Below are 16,424 nucleotides of genomic sequence, written 5' to 3' on the forward strand. Positions count from 1 at the left end.
GCGCCTCAATCCCCAGAACCAACCAACACCGCCTCAGCGCCGCTGGTGAAGGCGTATTTACGAGCAGCACCAAAGAGTCGCAAGAGGTTTTTTCCCAAAAATCGAAATTTCTTCCGCCGCGATGATTTTTCCCGGTTTTCCAAAGATTTTCGCTGCGGGGCGCTTGACCCTCCAGCAACGGGAACCCCCATTTGTTGATCGACCACGACCTCTGGAGCATCAAGATGCGCACGCAAACCATCAGAATTGGCGTTCAGGGCCTCAGTTGCGCGGGCTGTGCCGGGCGGGCCGAGCGCGCGCTCTCGCGGATTGAGGGCCTGCACGATGTCACCGTGAACTTTGCCAATGGTGAGGCGCGCATGCTGGTCGATGGCACGGACGCCGCCGCCATCGCCGATGCGTTGAAAGCGGCCAATTACCCCGCCCGCGAAGAGACCGTCACGCTCGACCTGGAAGGCCTCACCTGCGCCACATGCGTATCCCGCGCCGAGGCCGCCCTGATGGCGCTGCCTGCGGTGCTTGACGCGAATGTCAATCTTGCCACGCAGACCGCGCGCGTGCGCTATCTGCCAGGCAGCACCGACAGCGGGACCCTTGCCCGTGCGCTTGCAGATGCGGGATACCCGGCCCGGCCCATTGACAGGCAGACCGGCGATCAGGCCAGCCGCCGTGCCGAAGAGGTGAGCCACAGCCGCCGTCTTGTCTGGATCGCCGGCGCGCTGACCCTGCCGGTCTTCGTTCTGGAAATGGGCGGCCATGTCATCCCCGGACTGCAAGAGCTGATCCATGGGCGCATCGGGATGCAGGCATCGTGGCTTGTGCAATTCGTCCTGACGACGCTGGTGCTGGTCTGGCCGGGGCGGCAGTTCTTTCGTCTTGGCCTGCCCGCGCTGATGCGGGCCGCGCCCGACATGAACAGCCTCGTCGCGCTTGGCACCTCGGCGGCGTGGCTCTACTCGGTTGTTGCGCTGTTTCTGCCCCGGCTTCTGCCCGACAGCGCGCGCGCGGTCTATTTCGAGGCCGCCGCCGTCATCGTCACGCTGATCCTCGTGGGCCGCTGGCTCGAGGCGCGCGCCAAGGGCCGGACCGGGGCGGCCATCGAGCGGCTCATGGGGCTGCAACCGGCCTCGGCGCGCATCGAACGCGGTGGTGCGGTGCAGGAGGTGGCCATCGCGGACATCGCCCCCGGCGACCTCATCCATGTCCGCCCCGGCGAGCGGATCGCGGTCGACGGCGAGGTGACTGACGGCCAATCGCATGTGGACGAGTCGATGATCACGGGAGAATCGATGCCGGTGGACAAGACCGCCGGGACCAAGGTGGTCGGCGGCACGATCAATGGCAGCGGCGCGCTCGTGTTCCGGGCCACCGCCGTGGGCCGTGACACGGTGCTCGCGCGGATCGTCGAGATGGTGGCCGAGGCGCAAGGTGCGAAACTGCCGGTGCAGGCGCTGGCCGACCGGGTGGTGCGGGTGTTTGTGCCTGTCGTGATCGCCATCGCACTCGGGGCCGTCATCCTGTGGCTGGCCTTTGGTCCCGCGCCGGTGCTCAGCCATGCGCTTGTCGCGGGCGTGTCGGTGCTGATCATCGCCTGCCCTTGTGCCATGGGGCTGGCGACACCCACCTCGATCATGGTGGGCACCGGGCGCGCCGCCGAGATCGGCGTGCTCTTTCGCAAGGGCGAGGCGCTGCAACGCCTCGACGAGGTGCGCGTCGTGGCCTTCGACAAGACCGGGACGCTCACCGAGGGGCGGCCCGAGGTCACACGGATCGCCCTGGCCCAGGGCTTTGACGAGGACGCGGTGCTGGCCCTTGCCGCCGCCGCGCAGGCGCAGTCCGAACATCCCATCGCGCGCGCCATCGCCGACGAAGCCACGCGGCGCGGCCTTGCCCTGCCCGAGGTCAGCGCCTTCGAGGCGGTGCCGGGATACGGTATCCTGGCCACGGTCGGCGATCGGCGCGTCGCCATCGGTGCGCCCCGGCTGATGACGCGCGAGACTGTGGCCACCGGCGCGCTCGACCCTGTCGCGGCAGATCTGGCACGGGACGGCCAGTCCGCGATCTACATCGCCCTCGATGGCGCGCTCGCCGCCGTGCTTGGCGTGGCCGATGCGCCCAAACCGGCCAGCCGCGCCACCGTCGCGGCGCTTCGTGCCCGCGGCCTTGCTGTCGCCATGGTCACCGGCGACAGCATCGCCACCGCCCGCGCTATTGCGCGCGATCTCGGGATCGACCATGTCGAGGCCGAGGTCCTGCCCGAGGGCAAGGTCGCCGCCGTCACCGCGCTGCGCGCGCGCTTTGGCCCGGTGGCCTTTGTCGGCGACGGGATCAACGATGCCCCTGCCCTCGCAGAGGCCGAAGTGGGCATCGCCATGGGCACCGGCACCGATGTCGCCATCGAGGCGGCCGATGTGGTGCTCATGTCGGGGGATCCGCGCGGCGTTCTGAACGCGCGTGACGTCTCGACCCGCACCCTGCGCAACATCCGGCAGAACCTGTTCTGGGCCTTTGCCTACAACGCGGCCCTGATCCCGGTGGCGGCGGGGCTGCTCTATCCGGTGGCGGGGCTGATGCTCTCGCCCGTGCTTGCGGCGGGGGCGATGGCGCTTTCGTCCGTTTTCGTGCTCAGCAATGCGCTCAGGCTGCGCCGCCTGCGCCCGGTCATGGAGGTTGCACAATGAACATTTCCGAGGTCGCCCGAGAGACCGGCCTGCCGGCAAAGACAATCCGCTATTATGAGGAAATCGGCCTTATCAAGTCGCTGCGCGATACCAATGGCTATCGTATGTTCCGCGTCTCGGACGTTCACAAGCTTGCTTTTCTGGGACGCGCCCGCGCGCTCGGCTTCTCCATCGAGGATTGCCGACGGCTTCTTGCACTTTACGAGGATCAGTGCCGTGCCAGCGCCGATGTCAAGGCGCTTGCCGAGGAACATCTGGCGCAGATTGACAGCAAGATCGCACAATTGCGCTCGATGCAGGCGACCTTGCGCGAGTTGGTCGAGGAATGCGCCGGAGACAGGCGGCCTGATTGCCCCATCCTGCGCGATCTCGCGAAGGAATAATTTGCATTACAATGTATATACAAAATCCTTGATCTGTCCTATGCTCATGCGTCGGGAGGGCTGATGTTGCCTGATAACGATCGCAGAAAAAAGCAAGCCAAGGACAGCCAATTCGTGATCCGCATTCAAAAGGCGGACCGTGATGCCTTTGTCGAGCTTTGCGAGGCGCTCGATACCAGCGCCGCGCGAGAGATCCGCCGCTTCATCCGGGCGTTCACCGAAGAGCACGGGATCACATCGGCACATGACGCAGAGACAACCGACCCCACCGAAAAGAAACCAAAGAAGAAAAAAGCCAAGCGCACAGGCAAGGCGTGATGCATTTGGCCCCGGTCATAGGACAGACGGAAATGAGCACCTTGGAAAACATTCCGGGCATCGGCCCGGCGCTGCGACGCGGATTGGACACGCTCGGCATCGCGGATGCCGCCGCTCTCGCAAAGACGGATGTGGCAACGATCACGCAGGTCCGCGGCATCAGCCCGGCGCGTGCCGAAACCTTCATTGCCGCAGCGAAAAGATTGGCCGCAGCGGCTGACCCGGCGCAAGCGGCGCGCGAGATAGAGACAGAGACAGCCAAGCCCAAGAGTCCGGACAAGACATCGAAGGCTGCGGACACATCGAAGGGCACGAAGAAAAAGGCAGCCAAGCCGAAAACGAAAGAAAAGAAGTCCGGCAAAGACAAGTCGGGGAAATCCGGCAAGGCACGGAAAGCTAAACCCTCGAAGAAGAAGAAGGGCAAGACAAAGAAGGGCTGAGCCTGCTACTCGCCATAGGCGAGCCCCTCGCGGCGCGGATCTGCCCCGCCGCGCAGGCGCACGCCGATGTCGATGACATGCAGCCCCGAGGTCAGGTCGCGGATTTCCACCTCGTAGCCCAAGGCGCGCAGATCGGGGGCAAGGTGGGAGGCGCTCTCCTCAAGATCATATGTCCCGAACCGGTTGACGAGATGCGCCAGATCGAGTGCGGCCTGCGGATCGAGGCCCCAATCGACCATGGCCACGATGGTCTTGGCCACATAGGGGATGATCCGGCTGCCCCCCGGACTGCCCAGGATCAGCACCGGCACACCATCGCGGCGCAGGATCGTGGGTGCCATCGAGGAGCGCGGCCGTTTGCCCGGTGCCACGGCATTGGCGAGCGGCAGGCCGTCCGCATGACTGGCAAAGGAGAAATCGGTAAGCTGGTTGTTGAGAAGGAACCCGCGCACCATGAGCCGCGCGCCGAAACCGTTCTCGATACTCGACGTCATCGCCAGCGCATTGCCATAGGCATCGATGATCGAGACGTGCGAGGTCGCGGGTTGCGCGAGGTCCTGCCCCTCCTCCCAGTTCAGCGCATGGTCAAATTCGGGTGTGCCCGCGGCCACCTCGGGCAGTGCGCCCTTGCCCCGCAAGAGGGTGGAGCGCGCGGATAAATAGTCGGGGGCAAGCAGCCCCGTCACCGGCACCGGCACGAAATCGCTATCGGCAAGGTAGCGTCCCCGGTCGGCAAAGGCCAAACGCGTGGCATCCCCGATGAGCCGCCACGCCTCGGCGCTTTTCGGCCCGAGCGATCCCAGATCAAAAGGGGCCAGCAGGCCCAGTATCTGCCCCACAGCAACCCCGCCCGAAGAGGGCGGGCCCATGCCGCAGACCTCGAACCCGCGATAGGGCACGCATAAAGGTGCGCGCGCGCGCACCTGATAGATGGCGAGGTCGGTCCGGCTGAGCAGCCCCGGATTACCCGCCGCGCCGCGCACCCGCGCCACGATATCGGCACCGATCTCGCCGGTATAAAAGACGCGCGGCCCCTCGCGCGCGAAAAGGCGCAGCGTCTCGGCATAGGCGGGATTGCGCAGCACGCTGCCCGCTTGCAGCGGGCGGCCCTCGGGCAGGAAATAGGCGCGCGTCCCGGGGTCTCGCGCGAGGCGGGCGGCGTCGCCTGCGACCAGCACCGCCAGCCGGGGGCTGACCGGAAACCCCGTCTCCGCCAGCCCGATGGCGTCCTCGAAAAGCCACGCCCAATCGGCGCGCCCCCACCGCTCCTGCACCTCGGCCAGAAGCGCGGGCGTGCCGGGAACCCCAACCGAGCGCCCGCCCACCACCGCCTCGAAGAACGCGAGCGGCTGACCCGTCTCGTCGAGGAAAAGCCGGGGCGTCGCGGACAGCGGCGCGGTCTCGCGCCCGTCAAGCGTGGTGATCTCGCCCGTCGCCGCGTCATGCCAGAGCAGGAACGCGCCCCCGCCCAAACCGGAGCTTTGCGGCTCGACCAGACCCAGCACGGCCTGCACCGCCACGACCGCATCCGCCGCCGTGCCGCCCGCCCGCAGCACACGCGCCCCCGCCTCGACCGCGAGCGGATGCGCCGCGGCGATCATCCAGCGACCGGCCTCGACCGGTCGCCCCTCAGCCTTGGCGCGCGCCGCATCGGCCAGAGCGGGCGGCACCAGCACCCCCCCTGCCCCGCGCCCCTCGGGCGCGAGCCTGTCCGCCGCCTGTTGCGCCATCAGCGGTGCGGCCAGAAACGCCAGAACGAGAATCAGCGCGCGCATGCATCGCCTCCTTCAATCCCTGCCCCGCAGCCTGTCGCGGTCGACTTAACGCCCGGTTACCACCCGCCGGAAACCCGGCCGTTCAGAGCGGCCCCGTGCGCCAGAGCGTCACCTTCAGGCCACCATGCGCCACAGGCGGCCCCGGTGGCAAGAACGGCAGACCCGTTGCCTTTGCCAGCCCGCCATCGCTGGTCACCAGCCCCACGCGCCAGCCGCGCATCTCGCGCCGGAGCACCTCGCCCAGACTGCCATAAAGGCCGAAAAGCAGCTTGCGCTCGCCGATCCGCGCGCCATAGGGCGGGTTGACCATGACGAGGCCGGGCGGGCCGTCGGGGCGCGTGAGCGCCGAAATCGGCTGGCAGGCAAAGCGCGTATGGTCGTTGACGCCCGCGCGCGCGGCATTGGCCGTGGCCATGCGCACCGCCCCTGCATCGCGGTCATAGCCTTGAAAGATCGCGCAAACCTCTCGCGGCGCGCCGCCCGCTTTCATCGCCTGCCAAGCCTCCGCGTCGAAGGTCGCCAGATCCTCGAAGGCAAAGCGCCGGTCGCGGCCCGGCATCAGCCCCGCCGCGATCTCGGCGGCCTCGATCGGGAAGGTGCCAGAGCCGCACATCGGATCAAGCACCGGCTCACCGCCCTCAAACCCGCACTGCCACAAGAAGGGCGCGGCCATCGTCTCGCGCAGCGGAGCCTTGCCCACAGCCTCCTTGTGGCCGCGCCGGTGCAGCGGCTCGCCCGAGGTATCGACACTGAGCGACACCAGATCATCCTCGATCCGCGCCATAATCCGGATCGCCCCCTCGGCCGACACCGGCGCGCCGAGCGTCTCGGAAATCGCGCGCCCGATACGCTCGGTCGCGGCACCTGCATGGTAGATTTTCGAGCGCCGACACGTCACCTCGACCTTGACCGGCAGATCGGCGCGCAGCACCCCGGCCCAGTCGAACCTGCGCGCCCGCTTGTCGAGCTGCGCAAGGTGAAAGGCGCGGAATTCCCCGATCCGCGCAAGCACACGGGAGGCCCCGCGCAGCGCAAGATTGGCCCGCCACACATCACGCCAGCCGCCCGTCAGCGTCACGCCGCCCGGCACTTCGGACACCGGCGCAAAGCCAAGAGCACGCGCCTCTTCGGCCAGGGCCGCCTCCAGCCCCGGCGCGGTGGCAAGGAAAATCTCGAATGACACCCGCTTACAGCATCGCCGGAACGACAAGATCGGGCGGACGGTGGCCGTCGTCAAAGGTCTTGATGTTGATGATCACCTTCTCGCCCATCTCAAGCCGCCCCTCGACCGTGGCAGAGCCCATATGCGGCAGGAGCACCACGTTCTTCAGGTCACGCAGGCGCGGGTTGATCTCGGCCCCGCGCTCGTAGACATCGAGCCCCGCGCCGGCGATCTCTCCGGCGCGCAGCATCCGGGTCAGCGCGTTCTCGTCGATCACCTCGCCACGGCTCGTGTTCACGATCACCGCATCGGGCTTCATCAGCTTCAACCGCCGCGCGTTCATCAGATGAAAGGTCGAGGGCGTGTGCGGGCAGTTCACGCTGATCACGTCCATCCGCGCCACCATCTGATCGAGGCTCTCCCACCATGTCGCACCAAGCGGCTGCTCGATCTCGGGCCGCAAGCGGTGGCGATTGTGGTAATGCACCTGCATCCCGAAGGCCGCCGCGCGCCGTGCCACGGCCTGCCCGATCCGGCCCATCCCGAGAATCCCCAGCCGCCGACCAGCGATCCGACCGCCCAGAAGCGCCGTGGGCGACCAGCCGTGCCACCCCCCCTCCTGCATGACCGCAAGCCCCTCGGGCAGGCGCCGCGTGACGGCAAGGATAAGTGCCATGGTCATATCGGCGGTGTCATCGGTCAGCACACCCGGCGTGTTCGACACGAGGATGCCACGCTGGCGCGCCGTTTCGACGTCGATATGATCCACACCCGCGCCGTAATTGGCAATGAGCCGCAGCCGCTCGCCCGCCTGCCCGATCAACCCTGCGTCGATGCGGTCGGTGATCACCGGCACGAGCACATCGGCCTGCCCCATCGCGGCGGCAAGCGCCTCGCGGCTCATCGGCCGGTCATCTTCGGGCAGGTGCACATCGAAAAGTTCCTGCATCCGGCGTTCCACCGGCTCTGGCAAGCGTCGCGTCACGACAACACTCAGGCGTTGAGACGGCATGAAGCCCCTCCTCTGGCTTTTCTTTTCCGCGCGTTGCTGCCAGAGTGGCGCAGGAAAGAGCGGGGCACAAGAACCCTTTGCGGGCCCGGACGGAAATCGGAGAGACACGATGCGGCGAGCAGGACTGACCCTGATCATGCTGGCGCTCTGGCCTTTTGTGGCCATGGCCGCAGAGCGCGGAACGGTGACCGGCCTGCCGCTGCCGCGCTTTGTCTCGCTCAAGGCGTCGGAGGCCAATGTGCGGCGCGGTCCAAGCCTGACGCACCGGATCGACTGGGTGTTCAAGCATCGCGACATGCCGCTGCGCATCACCGCCGAATTCGGCCATTGGCGACGGGTCGAGGACCGCGACGGCGCAGGTGGCTGGGTGCATTACACGCTTCTGTCGGGGGTGCGCACGGTGATCGTGCAGGAGGACATGCTCGATCTCTTCGCGCGCCCGGACCCCGGCACGATGGTGATGGCGCGGCTCGAATCAGGCGTGATAGCCCGGCTGTCGGAATGCGTGCCGGAGTGGTGCGCGCTGTCTGCGGACGGCCACCGGGGCTGGGCGCGCAAGGCCGCGCTCTGGGGGGTCGGCGTGGACGAAGTCTTAAAATGAGCCCCGCGTCGAGAGAGACCGAATTTTTTGCACATCACTCTTGAACCGTCCCAGCCCCCGGAGTAATGAGCACTCCACACTGGGGTGTAGCCAAGTGGTAAGGCAACGGTTTTTGGTACCGTGTACCGTAGGTTCGAATCCTACCACCCCAGCCAATGACCTCAAAAAAATCCATACTTCACAATGGGATAGCCGTTGATCAAGCGGCCAGCCTCCCGTCTCCACGTCGCGGTGGTTCACAAACTGGTTCACATCGCGCGCGGTGTGAGGCGCGGGAACCATGCAGAAAGTGGGGGCTCTACCTCGTACGCAGAAACGGGATCTTCTACTTCCGGCGGCGCTGGCCCGAAAAAATCCACGGTTTCGGCGCGCCTGCATTTCTGTCGGTTTCTCTTCGAACGCACGTCCTGGCCGAAGCGGTAAAGCGGTCTGCCGACCTGCTGTCCGCGATTGGCCGCGCTGCTTGATCGGGTGATTTCGTCTGGATAGGGATGAGCCACATCGCTAAGTGCGGATGTCCTTGAAAACATCCGACACGATCTTGCGCAGCCATTTCTGCCCCGGCTCGCGTTCGGTCCGGAGATCCCAGCAAAGATCGAACGAGAACACAACCTCCTCCAGCGGCAAAGGTGCGGCGAGAAGATTGTTCAGCCGGGGATCGAGCGAGAAGAGGCGTCGCGGCGCGATGGCGATCAGGTCGGACTTGGCGACGATATCGGGAATCTCGAACCAGCTTGCCACGGTCATCGCCATGTGCCGCTCGAGCCCGCGCGCGGCCAGTGCGTCGTCGATCACCGTCGTGCCCGTGGCTGATTGCGACAGCTTCACATGGGGGAGATCGGCATAAAGCTCCGCCGTCATGGGCTCGTCCGCGCGCGGATGATCACGTCGCATCAGCACGACGATCTCATCTGCCAGCAGACGTTGCGAGCGCACCATCTCGGGCTGAAGTCGCCCCGGCGTCAGGCGGACCTGCATGTCCACTCTGTCCCAGACACTCTCGGGCGAGATCGAGAACGGCAGGATGTCGATGGAGACGCCGGGTGCCTCGACCTGCAACCGCTGGGCCAGCCGCGGCAGAAGAAAGCCCGAGACATAATCGGCGACCTGCATGGTAAAGACCCGCTTCGCCTCGAAGGGTAGGAACTGGTGTTGCAGTGAGATCGCCGTCGAGATGAAGCCAAGCCCCCGTTCGATGTCGGCACTCAGCTCGCGCGCGCGGTCGGTGGGGCGCACCCCGTCGGCGGTGCGAAAGAACAGCTCATCATTGAGCATGACGCGCAGGCGGGCCAACGCATGACTGACCGCCGAGGGCGACAGACCGATCTCTTCCGCCGCACCGGCGATGGACCCGCGTGCCATGATGGCGCGGAAGATCACCAGCAGGTTGAGGTCGAAGTTGCGCAGGTTCACCATGGTGTCACCGCATGAGGCTTACGAAAGACAGCGTCACCGGAGGCACGAAAGCCACCAGCAGAAGCACCGCGATCATCACCCCCAGCATCGGCATCAGCGGTCGCGCGATCTGCCCGATCCGCAGCCCGCTGATCGCCGCCCCCACGAAGAGCGTATACCCGAAAGGCGGCGTCGCCATGCCGATCGTGAAATTGATCGCCACCATCGCCCCGAACTGCACCGGGTCCATGCCGAGCTGCTCTCCGATGGGAATGAGAAAAGACGCAAGGATGATCATCGCGGCGAGATTGTCCATCACGCAGCCGATCACCAGCAACAGCAGGTTCACCATAAGGAGATAAAGCGTCGGGGTATCGGAAAAGCCTTCCATCGCCTGTGTTACCTGGCCGGGGATGCGCTCGAACGCCATGACCCAGCCAAAGCCATTGGCCAGCGCGATGATGAACATGACGATGGTCATCGTCTTGAGCGATCCGCGCGTGACCGGAACGATGGTGTCCAGCGTCAGTTCCCGATAGACGCCAAAGCCAAGCACCAGCGCAAAGACCGCCGCGACGATGGCCGCCTCTGTCGGCGTGACGATCCCGCCATAGATGCCCCCAAGCACGATGACCGGCCCGCAGAGCGCCCATTTCGCCGCGTTGAAGGCGTCCCAGACTTCGGCGCGGCTTGCCTTGGGTTGCGGTGCGATGCCGTGCTTGCGCGCGTGATGCCAACATATCGCCATAAGGCCGAGCGCCAGCAGGATGCCCGGCACGATACCGGCCAGAAAAAGCTGGCTGATCGAGGTTTCGGACATCACCCCCCAGACCACCATCGGGATCGAGGGCGGCAGCATCGGGCCGATGATCCCGCCCGCGACCGCGAGCGCCGTGGCGAAGGCGCGCGAATAGCCGCGCTTTTCCATTTCGGGGATCATGATCGCGCCGATGGCCGCCGTGGTTGCCGGCGCAGAGCCCGAGAGCGCCGCGAAGAAGGCCGCAGCCAGAACCGCCACCATGCCGAGCCCCCCGGTGCGATGCCGCACCAACACGTCGGCGAACCCCACCAGCCGACGCGAAATGCCGCCCGCCGTCATCAGATCCCCGGCCAGAATGAAGAACGGGATCGCCAGCAGGCTGAAGGATTGCGTGCCCGAGACCATCCGCTGCGCAAAGATCATCATGTCGATATCGGCACTCCAGAGCGCGCCTATCGTGGCCAGGCCGATGGCAAAGGCCAGCGGCACGCGCAGCACCAGCATGAGCGGCAGGCCAAGCGTCAGGACAAGCAGAGTAGTGTTCATGTGGCTGCCTTCTCGGGGTCAGCAGGCGTGACCAGCCGCGCCAGCCCGTGCAGGATGAAAAGCGCGCCGCAGACCGGCACGCAGAGATAAAGCACCTCTATGGGAATTTGCAGCGCGGCGGTGTGCTGCCCCGCCGTGCGCCCGACATAGGCGATCCCGGCGGTCAGCGTGACCCAGCCGAACAGGATCGCGAGTGCGGCCACCAGCCGGTCGGCCCATCCCTGCAACCGCTCAAACCGCGCCGGGATCGACTCGACAGCGACGTGAAAGCCCTCACGCAATCCGACGGTGGCATAAAGCAGCACCAGCCAGGCGAAGAGGATGATCGCCAATTCCTCGGTCCAGCTTGGCGGCGCGCCGAGGAAATAGCGCATCAGCACCTGTGTCACCAGGAGGCCCAGCATGACGAAGATCAGACCGACGCAGAGATTGGCCACGAGCCGCGAAATGACGCGGCTCGTGGTGTCGATGATCAGGGCAATTCTGTGCACGCGTGCCTCCCCCGGTGCCGTCAGTCCGACGACACGGCTTGCAGCGCGGTCTCAAGCAGATCCTCACCGATTGTCGGTGCGAAACGCTCATAGACCGGCCCGACCTTGGCACGGAACGCGCCCACATCGTCGATATCGTTGATTTCCATGCCCTTCTCTTTCAGCGCCGCTACCACGTCGGCCTCGGCTGCGGCCACGGCCTCGCGCTGCCGTGCAATCGCCGCCTGGCCTGCCGCCATCACCGCCTGCTGAACATCCTCGGGCAGGCGATTCAGGCCGCGCTCGGACATCAGAAGATGAATCGCCGAATAGGTATGGCGGGTGAAGCTGAGATACTTGGTGACATCGGCGTAATTGTTGGAATTCACCACCGAGGTCGGGATTTCGAGCCCGTCCACCGTGCCTTGCTGCATCGCGGTGAACACCTCGCCCCAGGCCATCGGCACCGGGCTGCCGCCAAGCGACGCGAACATCTCGATGAAGACCGGGTTCTGCATGGTGCGATATTTCACGCCTTCGACATCCTCGGGGGTGCGCACGGGCCGGGTGTTATTGATCATGTTGCGAAACCCGCCCTCGGCCGCCCCCAGAGAAACGACACCATGCGCGCGCAGGTTGGTGGCCAGGTGTTGCCCCACCTCGCCGTCAAGCACCTCATGCGCCTGCCCGGCGCTGCCGAAGAGGAACGGCAGATCGACCAGTTGATAGCTGGGTTCGAGATTGGCGACCACGGCGTTGGTGATGATCCCCATGTCGATGGTGCCGAATTGCAGGCCTTCCAGGATCTCCTTGTCGTCGCCCAGTTGCCGATTTGGAAAGAGCTGCACCTCGACGCGACCGGGCAGTGCCGCCTCCAGCTCGTCCTTGAAGGCATGGGCGGTGATCGCATAGGGATCGGTCGGGCTGTCAGCGGTCAGCCACGCGAGCTTCAACTCGATCTCGGCGGCCTGCGCGGCACCGCTCAGGGCGACGCTTGTCAGCAAGGCGCCGATCATTCCGCGTGCGAAAGTCATGGTCATCGATGTTCCTCCCTTTGATGATCGTCCGGGCTTGGGCCTCTCCCTGGTCCCGGAGGTCTGACCGGAGCCTACACGCGCGCAAAACGATGCAAATAGTGCATAAGTCGCATCACAACCTGCATAACATTCATATTGCAAACTGAAAGCCCTGCAGGATGCTCTGAAGGAAATGAAGTTTTCTCAGCCAAGGCTTCCCCTTAAACTTTCCCGAAGTCGGGTCTGCTCCGGCAAACCGCGCAAGAGGAAAGAAATGCATGGCCGAGATCGAGTTTGAGACACACCCCCTCGCTGCGGATCTCCTATGGCCCGAGAACCGCCGGATCGCCGTGGTATTCAACCTTGCCTATGAGATGTGGTCGCCGGGGGTGACGTCAGGCGTCGGCCCGATGGGCAACATTCTGGGTGACGGTATTTTCGACCCCAATGCCGACAGCTACGGGCGTTACAACGCCACCCATGGAACCCCGAGGCTGGTCTCGATCCTCGAGCGCCACGATGTTCCGGTCACGCTGATGACCTCCGGTCTGGTGGCCGAGACCTTTCCCGAACAACTCCGAGCCTATGCCGTGCGGGGCCACGATATCGTCGCTCACGGTCTGGCGCAGGACATGATCTTCCCGACGCTTTCCCCGGATGACGCAGAGCGCTCGATCATCCGCAGCACGGCTGCGATCGAGGCCGCGACCGGGCAGCGTCCCACCGGCTGGATCAGCCCGAGAGTGACCTCCTCGCCCCAGACCCAAGGCCTGCTCGCAGCCCATGGGTATCAGTGGCACGGCGATGCGCTCGACGGCGACCGCCCCTATTTCCAGCGCTTCGATCAGGGCGAGATTCTGGCGATCCCGATGTCGGTCGAATTCAACGACCTCCCGCATGCCATGCGCTTCGGCCGCACCCCGACGCAGTTCGTCGAGATGTTCCGTGATGCCGTGACCGGATTGAGAACGCAGCCGGCGGAAACGATCATCCTCGATATATTCGCACATGGGCACTGTTATGGCCGTCCCGCCGCAGCCTGGGCCATCGACGAAATCGCAAGGCTGTGCAAGGAGAACGACTCCTTGTGGCTGACAACCCGCGCCGAGATCGCGGCTCATTGCAAGGGCATCAGCCGACAGGCCGCTTGACGCTTGCGGCAGGGAGATCTCTCCGATCGCGTTCGAGGCGGTAAAACGCATCGATGCCCTGTTCGAGATCGAGCGCGCCGGGCAGTGTCCCAGCGGATGGTGTATGAGGCCGCGCGCGGAGCCCCCGGCGTAGCGCGAGCCGCGCGGCCAGTGGTGACGCTGATGGCCACCGTTTACAGTAACCTGCGTTTTATCAGTGAGCCCGGCGTCGTTGGCCCATCCGGATGGCCGGCACGCCCAGGTGGTCAACTACCGCCATGTCATCCACGCGCTGCGTCGAAAGCCGATGGCACTGCTGAACCTCGTCTATCGCGACAAGCTCTTCCCCCGCCCGGCCTACCGGTGCGCCTTCGAGGCGCTGGTCGCCCAACTGCCCGAGAAGATGGCCTGCAAGGTAACCGTTGAACTGCTGGCGCTGGCCCATGAGCGCGGCTGCGAGCGCGAATTGGTGTAGCGCGACAAACTGGATGAGAGGAGCGCGTCAATCAGGATGAGAATCCTTGGTCGCGACACTTGAGACGATGCCGTCGTTTTCTGTCGCGATCAAGGGGTATGTGTTTTTGATTGTCGCGGCGCGTCAATCAGCTTTGACGTTGGCCGGTGTCGCTCTTTGGGCGGGCCGCCCTGGTCCCTTTGCCTTTTCGGCCGCTCTGCGTCGGTAGCTTTCCACATTCATCTCGAAGATGGTGGCATGGTGAACGAGCCTGTCGACGGCGGCCAGCGTCATCGCGGGGTCGGGGAAGATCGTGTTCCACGCGCCGAAGGGCTGGTTGGCCGTGATCAGCATGGAGCGGCGCTCATATCTCGCGCTGATGAGTTCGAACAGCACGCTGGTCTCGGCCTGATCCTTGGTGACGTAGGTGATGTCATCGAGGAGTGAGGCGGATCAGCAAACTCTCCGGGGGAGAGTTTGCCCGACGAACGAGGTGGAATTTGTCGAGCTTCGCGATGGCGGCCTCAAGGACGAGATCGCGGCGCGCCTGCTGCAGCTTCTGGACCAGATCGGTGGTGCGGCTGAAGAGAACGCGGTAGCCTTTCTCGACAAGGGCGAGCCCGATGGCGGAGCCAAGATGCGACTTGCCCACGCCCGGCGGGCCGAACAGCAGGATATTGCTGCCCTTTTCGATCCAGCTGTCACCAGCGGTGATGGCACTGACATGGGCCTTGGACAGCATGGGAACGGCGGCGAAGTCGAAGGTCTCGAGCGTCTTTCCGGGCAACAGGCGGGCCTGCGCGAGATGTCGCTCGATACGGCGGCGATCGCGTTCGGCCAACTCGTGCTCCACCAGGGTGCTGAGCAGACGGGCGGCGGGCCAGCCCTCCTTGTCGGCCTGCTCGGTGAAGCGGGGCCAGAGGGCCTTGATGGCTGGCAGGCGCAATTCGTTCAGGGCGAGAGTGAGACGGGCGGTGTCGGTCTCGGGCGACGTCATGCTGTCACCTCCACATAGGATACCGTGCCGACCAGCTGGTCGTAGGATGACAGGTCGGCCATCAGCACCTCGACTTTGGGGAGCGCCTCAATCGGCGGGCTGAAGAGCGCGCGCAAGGCCGCCATGTCAGGCGGACGGTTCTGGCGAAGATCCTCCTCGATCTGCGCGGCCAGGTCTGCCTCGCAGCCCCGGTCGTTTCGCCGGAGGCGAACCTGCGGTTCGACGCTGATGCCCGATCAGCCGGGATGGCACGGTGTAGAACACCTTGCGCAAGGTGAATCCGCCCGAGGACGTGACGCGCAGCGTGACCTCCTCGTAATCCGTGGTGCGCCGAACGGGCAAAGGCCTGAGACTGGCGCGCTCCACGTCGATGCGTTTTGCGTTGCGGGCGTTGACCCGGACAACTTTGCGCTGGACAAGGACCAGAAGGCGTTCCTGAAGCACGCGACCTTCTTCGGCAACGAGATCGTCGCCGGGACGCGGCGGCTTTGCCTGATGAACATGTTCCTGCACGGGATCGGGGAAATGACCGGGGATACGCTGGTGTCGCCGGCCGACGCGCTGATCTCGCCGCCGTCGGAGACCTTCGACTACGTTCTGGCGAACCCGCCTTTCGGGAAAAAGAGTTCCATGAGCTTCACCAATGCGGAAGGCGAGCAGGAGACGGACGACCTGACCTACAATCGCCAGGATTTCTGGGCGACCACGTCGAACAAGCAGCTCAATTTCGTCCAGCACATCCGGACCATGCTGAAGACAACCGGCCGGGCCGCCGTGGTCGTGCCCGACAATGTTCTGTTCGAGGGAGGCGCGGGAGAGACCATCCGGCGCAAGTTGCTCCAGACGACGGATCTGCACACCATTCTTCGCCTGCCCACGGGCATTTTCTATGCGCAGGGCGTGAAGGCGAACGTGATCTTCTTCGACAACCGCGCCGCCAGCCCTGATCCGCAGACCGCCAAGGTCTGGTACTACGATTACCGGACCAACGTGCATCACACTTTGAAGCAGAAACCGTTGACGTATGGGAACCTCGAAGATTTCGTCTCGTGCTACAAATCTGAAAATCGGCATGAACGCATCCCGACCTGGAGCGAAGAAAACCCTGACGGGCGCTGGCGCGCGTTTGACAGGGACGAACTGCTGGCACGTGACAAGGCGAGCCTTGATCTCTTCTGGCTGCGTGATGCTGTCCGTCGTCGAATGATTTGGAACAGGCGGCGTGATTTTGGTCTGGAGGGCTCCGGCTCTGTTGGTTGATGTTATGCTGCTTGGCGCTGATGG

19 protein-coding genes, 1 tRNA gene and 2 pseudogenes are annotated in these 16,424 nt (G+C 65.0%); 11 read left to right on the forward strand and 11 right to left on the reverse strand.

Annotated features, from left to right (window positions below):
- The 5 genes from ABIE57_RS19095 to ABIE57_RS19115 form a co-directional block, all read left to right on the forward strand.
- The coding region (locus tag ABIE57_RS19095) for a hypothetical protein (RefSeq protein ID WP_354540630.1) at positions 1–198 on the forward strand (198 nt) is incomplete at its 5' end.
- A gap of 26 nt (positions 199–224) precedes the next feature.
- A complete protein-coding gene (locus ABIE57_RS19100; RefSeq protein ID WP_354540632.1) occupies positions 225–2,681 on the forward strand; it encodes a heavy metal translocating P-type ATPase in 2,457 nt (818 codons plus the stop codon).
- A complete protein-coding gene (gene cueR / locus ABIE57_RS19105) occupies positions 2,678–3,064 on the forward strand; it encodes a Cu(I)-responsive transcriptional regulator (RefSeq protein WP_354540634.1) in 387 nt (128 codons plus the stop codon). The genes ABIE57_RS19100 and cueR overlap by 4 nt, the downstream gene beginning before the upstream one ends.
- A 63-nt stretch (positions 3,065–3,127) precedes the next feature.
- Positions 3,128–3,382, forward strand: a complete 255-nt coding sequence (locus ABIE57_RS19110; RefSeq protein WP_354540635.1) for a hypothetical protein — start codon at positions 3,128–3,130, stop codon at positions 3,380–3,382.
- Positions 3,383–3,414: 32 nt separating this feature from the next.
- Positions 3,415–3,822, forward strand: coding sequence for a helix-hairpin-helix domain-containing protein (locus ABIE57_RS19115; protein WP_354540636.1), 408 nt, complete (start codon positions 3,415–3,417; stop codon positions 3,820–3,822).
- Positions 3,823–3,827: 5 nt separating this feature from the next.
- Here ABIE57_RS19115 and ggt read toward each other — a convergent pair whose 3' ends face one another.
- From ggt to ABIE57_RS19130, 3 genes are all read right to left on the reverse strand, one after another.
- Positions 3,828–5,597, reverse strand: a complete 1,770-nt coding sequence (gene ggt / locus ABIE57_RS19120; RefSeq protein ID WP_354540637.1) for a gamma-glutamyltransferase — start codon at positions 5,595–5,597, stop codon at positions 3,828–3,830.
- A gap of 82 nt (positions 5,598–5,679) precedes the next feature.
- Complete coding sequence (locus ABIE57_RS19125) at positions 5,680–6,780, reverse strand: THUMP domain-containing class I SAM-dependent RNA methyltransferase (protein WP_354540638.1); 1,101 nt, start codon at positions 6,778–6,780, stop codon at positions 5,680–5,682.
- Between the two features lie 4 nt (positions 6,781–6,784).
- On the reverse strand, positions 6,785–7,771 hold the full coding sequence (locus ABIE57_RS19130; protein WP_354540639.1) for a 2-hydroxyacid dehydrogenase: 987 nt from the start codon (positions 7,769–7,771) through the stop codon (positions 6,785–6,787).
- Between the two features lie 109 nt (positions 7,772–7,880).
- On the opposite strand from ABIE57_RS19130, the gene ABIE57_RS19135 reads away from it, so the two are divergent.
- From ABIE57_RS19135 to ABIE57_RS19145, 3 genes are all read left to right on the forward strand, one after another.
- A complete protein-coding gene (locus ABIE57_RS19135) occupies positions 7,881–8,372 on the forward strand; it encodes an SH3 domain-containing protein (RefSeq protein ID WP_454283809.1) in 492 nt (163 codons plus the stop codon).
- 80 nt (positions 8,373–8,452) lie between these two features.
- Positions 8,453–8,527, forward strand: a tRNA-Gln gene (locus tag ABIE57_RS19140).
- Positions 8,528–8,839, forward strand: a complete 312-nt coding sequence (locus ABIE57_RS19145; protein ID WP_354540640.1) for a DUF6538 domain-containing protein — start codon at positions 8,528–8,530, stop codon at positions 8,837–8,839.
- Positions 8,840–8,876: 37 nt separating this feature from the next.
- Here ABIE57_RS19145 and ABIE57_RS19150 read toward each other — a convergent pair whose 3' ends face one another.
- Genes ABIE57_RS19150 through ABIE57_RS19165 form a run of 4 tightly spaced genes read right to left on the reverse strand, consistent with a single transcriptional unit; the run spans position 8,877 to position 12,583 of the window.
- Positions 8,877–9,788 carry a LysR family transcriptional regulator gene (locus tag ABIE57_RS19150; protein ID WP_354540641.1) on the reverse strand — a complete coding sequence of 304 codons (912 nt, stop codon included), beginning with the start codon at positions 9,786–9,788 and terminating at the stop codon, positions 8,877–8,879.
- Between the two features lie 4 nt (positions 9,789–9,792).
- Positions 9,793–11,073 carry a TRAP transporter large permease gene (locus ABIE57_RS19155; protein WP_354540642.1) on the reverse strand — a complete coding sequence of 427 codons (1,281 nt, stop codon included), beginning with the start codon at positions 11,071–11,073 and terminating at the stop codon, positions 9,793–9,795.
- Positions 11,070–11,564 (reverse strand): TRAP transporter small permease, encoded by a 495-nt coding sequence (locus ABIE57_RS19160; protein WP_354540643.1) that lies wholly within the window; start codon positions 11,562–11,564, stop codon positions 11,070–11,072. Before ABIE57_RS19160 ends, ABIE57_RS19155 begins: the two co-directional genes overlap by 4 nt.
- Positions 11,565–11,584: 20 nt before the next feature.
- Positions 11,585–12,583, reverse strand: a complete 999-nt coding sequence (locus tag ABIE57_RS19165) for a TRAP transporter substrate-binding protein (protein ID WP_354540644.1) — start codon at positions 12,581–12,583, stop codon at positions 11,585–11,587.
- Positions 12,584–12,837: 254 nt separating this feature from the next.
- On the opposite strand from ABIE57_RS19165, the gene ABIE57_RS19170 reads away from it, so the two are divergent.
- Entirely contained in the window at positions 12,838–13,710 is an 873-nt protein-coding gene (locus ABIE57_RS19170) for a polysaccharide deacetylase family protein (protein ID WP_354540645.1), read from the forward strand.
- A 217-nt stretch (positions 13,711–13,927) separates the two neighbouring features.
- A pseudogene (locus ABIE57_RS19175) lies at positions 13,928–14,158 on the forward strand (IS21 family transposase); the annotation flags it as partial.
- A 129-nt stretch (positions 14,159–14,287) separates the two neighbouring features.
- Here ABIE57_RS19175 and ABIE57_RS19180 read toward each other — a convergent pair.
- From ABIE57_RS19180 to ABIE57_RS20650, 4 genes and pseudogenes are all read right to left on the reverse strand, one after another.
- Positions 14,288–14,539 carry an ATP-binding protein gene (locus ABIE57_RS19180; RefSeq protein WP_354540646.1) on the reverse strand — a complete coding sequence of 84 codons (252 nt, stop codon included), beginning with the start codon at positions 14,537–14,539 and terminating at the stop codon, positions 14,288–14,290.
- A gap of 37 nt (positions 14,540–14,576) precedes the next feature.
- The gene (locus tag ABIE57_RS19185; protein WP_354540647.1) at positions 14,577–15,140 is read right to left on the reverse strand and encodes an ATP-binding protein; all 564 of its coding nucleotides are present in this window, start codon (positions 15,138–15,140) and stop codon (positions 14,577–14,579) included.
- Positions 15,137–15,265, reverse strand: a complete 129-nt coding sequence (locus ABIE57_RS20645) for a hypothetical protein (protein ID WP_502950143.1) — start codon at positions 15,263–15,265, stop codon at positions 15,137–15,139. Before ABIE57_RS20645 ends, ABIE57_RS19185 begins: the two co-directional genes overlap by 4 nt.
- Positions 15,266–15,359: 94 nt before the next feature.
- A pseudogene (locus tag ABIE57_RS20650) lies at positions 15,360–15,545 on the reverse strand (IS21 family transposase); the annotation flags it as partial.
- Positions 15,546–15,575: 30 nt separating this feature from the next.
- Between ABIE57_RS20650 and ABIE57_RS19195 the strand changes: the two are divergent.
- Complete coding sequence (locus ABIE57_RS19195) at positions 15,576–16,400, forward strand: HsdM family class I SAM-dependent methyltransferase (RefSeq protein ID WP_354540649.1); 825 nt, start codon at positions 15,576–15,578, stop codon at positions 16,398–16,400.
- Positions 16,401–16,424 lie beyond the last annotated feature (24 nt).

This window comes from Roseovarius sp. MBR-6 (assembly GCF_040547525.1).
Taxonomy (GTDB): Bacteria; Pseudomonadota; Alphaproteobacteria; order Rhodobacterales; family Rhodobacteraceae; genus Roseovarius.

Coding starts and splice junctions, on each gene's coding strand:
- ABIE57_RS19100 (WP_354540632.1), top strand. CDS start 225: ATGCGCACGCAAACCATCAGAATTGGCGTTCAGGGCCTCAGTTGCGCG.
- cueR (WP_354540634.1), top strand. CDS start 2,678: ATGAACATTTCCGAGGTCGCCCGAGAGACCGGCCTGCCGGCAAAGACA.
- ABIE57_RS19110 (WP_354540635.1), top strand. CDS start 3,128: ATGTTGCCTGATAACGATCGCAGAAAAAAGCAAGCCAAGGACAGCCAA.
- ABIE57_RS19115 (WP_354540636.1), top strand. CDS start 3,415: ATGAGCACCTTGGAAAACATTCCGGGCATCGGCCCGGCGCTGCGACGC.
- ggt (WP_354540637.1), bottom strand. CDS start 5,597: ATGCGCGCGCTGATTCTCGTTCTGGCGTTTCTGGCCGCACCGCTGATG.
- ABIE57_RS19130 (WP_354540639.1), bottom strand. CDS start 7,771: ATGCCGTCTCAACGCCTGAGTGTTGTCGTGACGCGACGCTTGCCAGAG.
- ABIE57_RS19135 (WP_454283809.1), top strand. CDS start 7,881: ATGCGGCGAGCAGGACTGACCCTGATCATGCTGGCGCTCTGGCCTTTT.
- ABIE57_RS19145 (WP_354540640.1), top strand. CDS start 8,528: ATGACCTCAAAAAAATCCATACTTCACAATGGGATAGCCGTTGATCAA.
- ABIE57_RS19150 (WP_354540641.1), bottom strand. CDS start 9,788: ATGGTGAACCTGCGCAACTTCGACCTCAACCTGCTGGTGATCTTCCGC.
- ABIE57_RS19155 (WP_354540642.1), bottom strand. CDS start 11,073: ATGAACACTACTCTGCTTGTCCTGACGCTTGGCCTGCCGCTCATGCTG.
- ABIE57_RS19165 (WP_354540644.1), bottom strand. CDS start 12,583: ATGACCATGACTTTCGCACGCGGAATGATCGGCGCCTTGCTGACAAGC.
- ABIE57_RS19170 (WP_354540645.1), top strand. CDS start 12,838: ATGGCCGAGATCGAGTTTGAGACACACCCCCTCGCTGCGGATCTCCTA.
- ABIE57_RS19185 (WP_354540647.1), bottom strand. CDS start 15,140: ATGACGTCGCCCGAGACCGACACCGCCCGTCTCACTCTCGCCCTGAAC.
- ABIE57_RS20645 (WP_502950143.1), bottom strand. CDS start 15,265: ATGGCGGCCTTGCGCGCGCTCTTCAGCCCGCCGATTGAGGCGCTCCCC.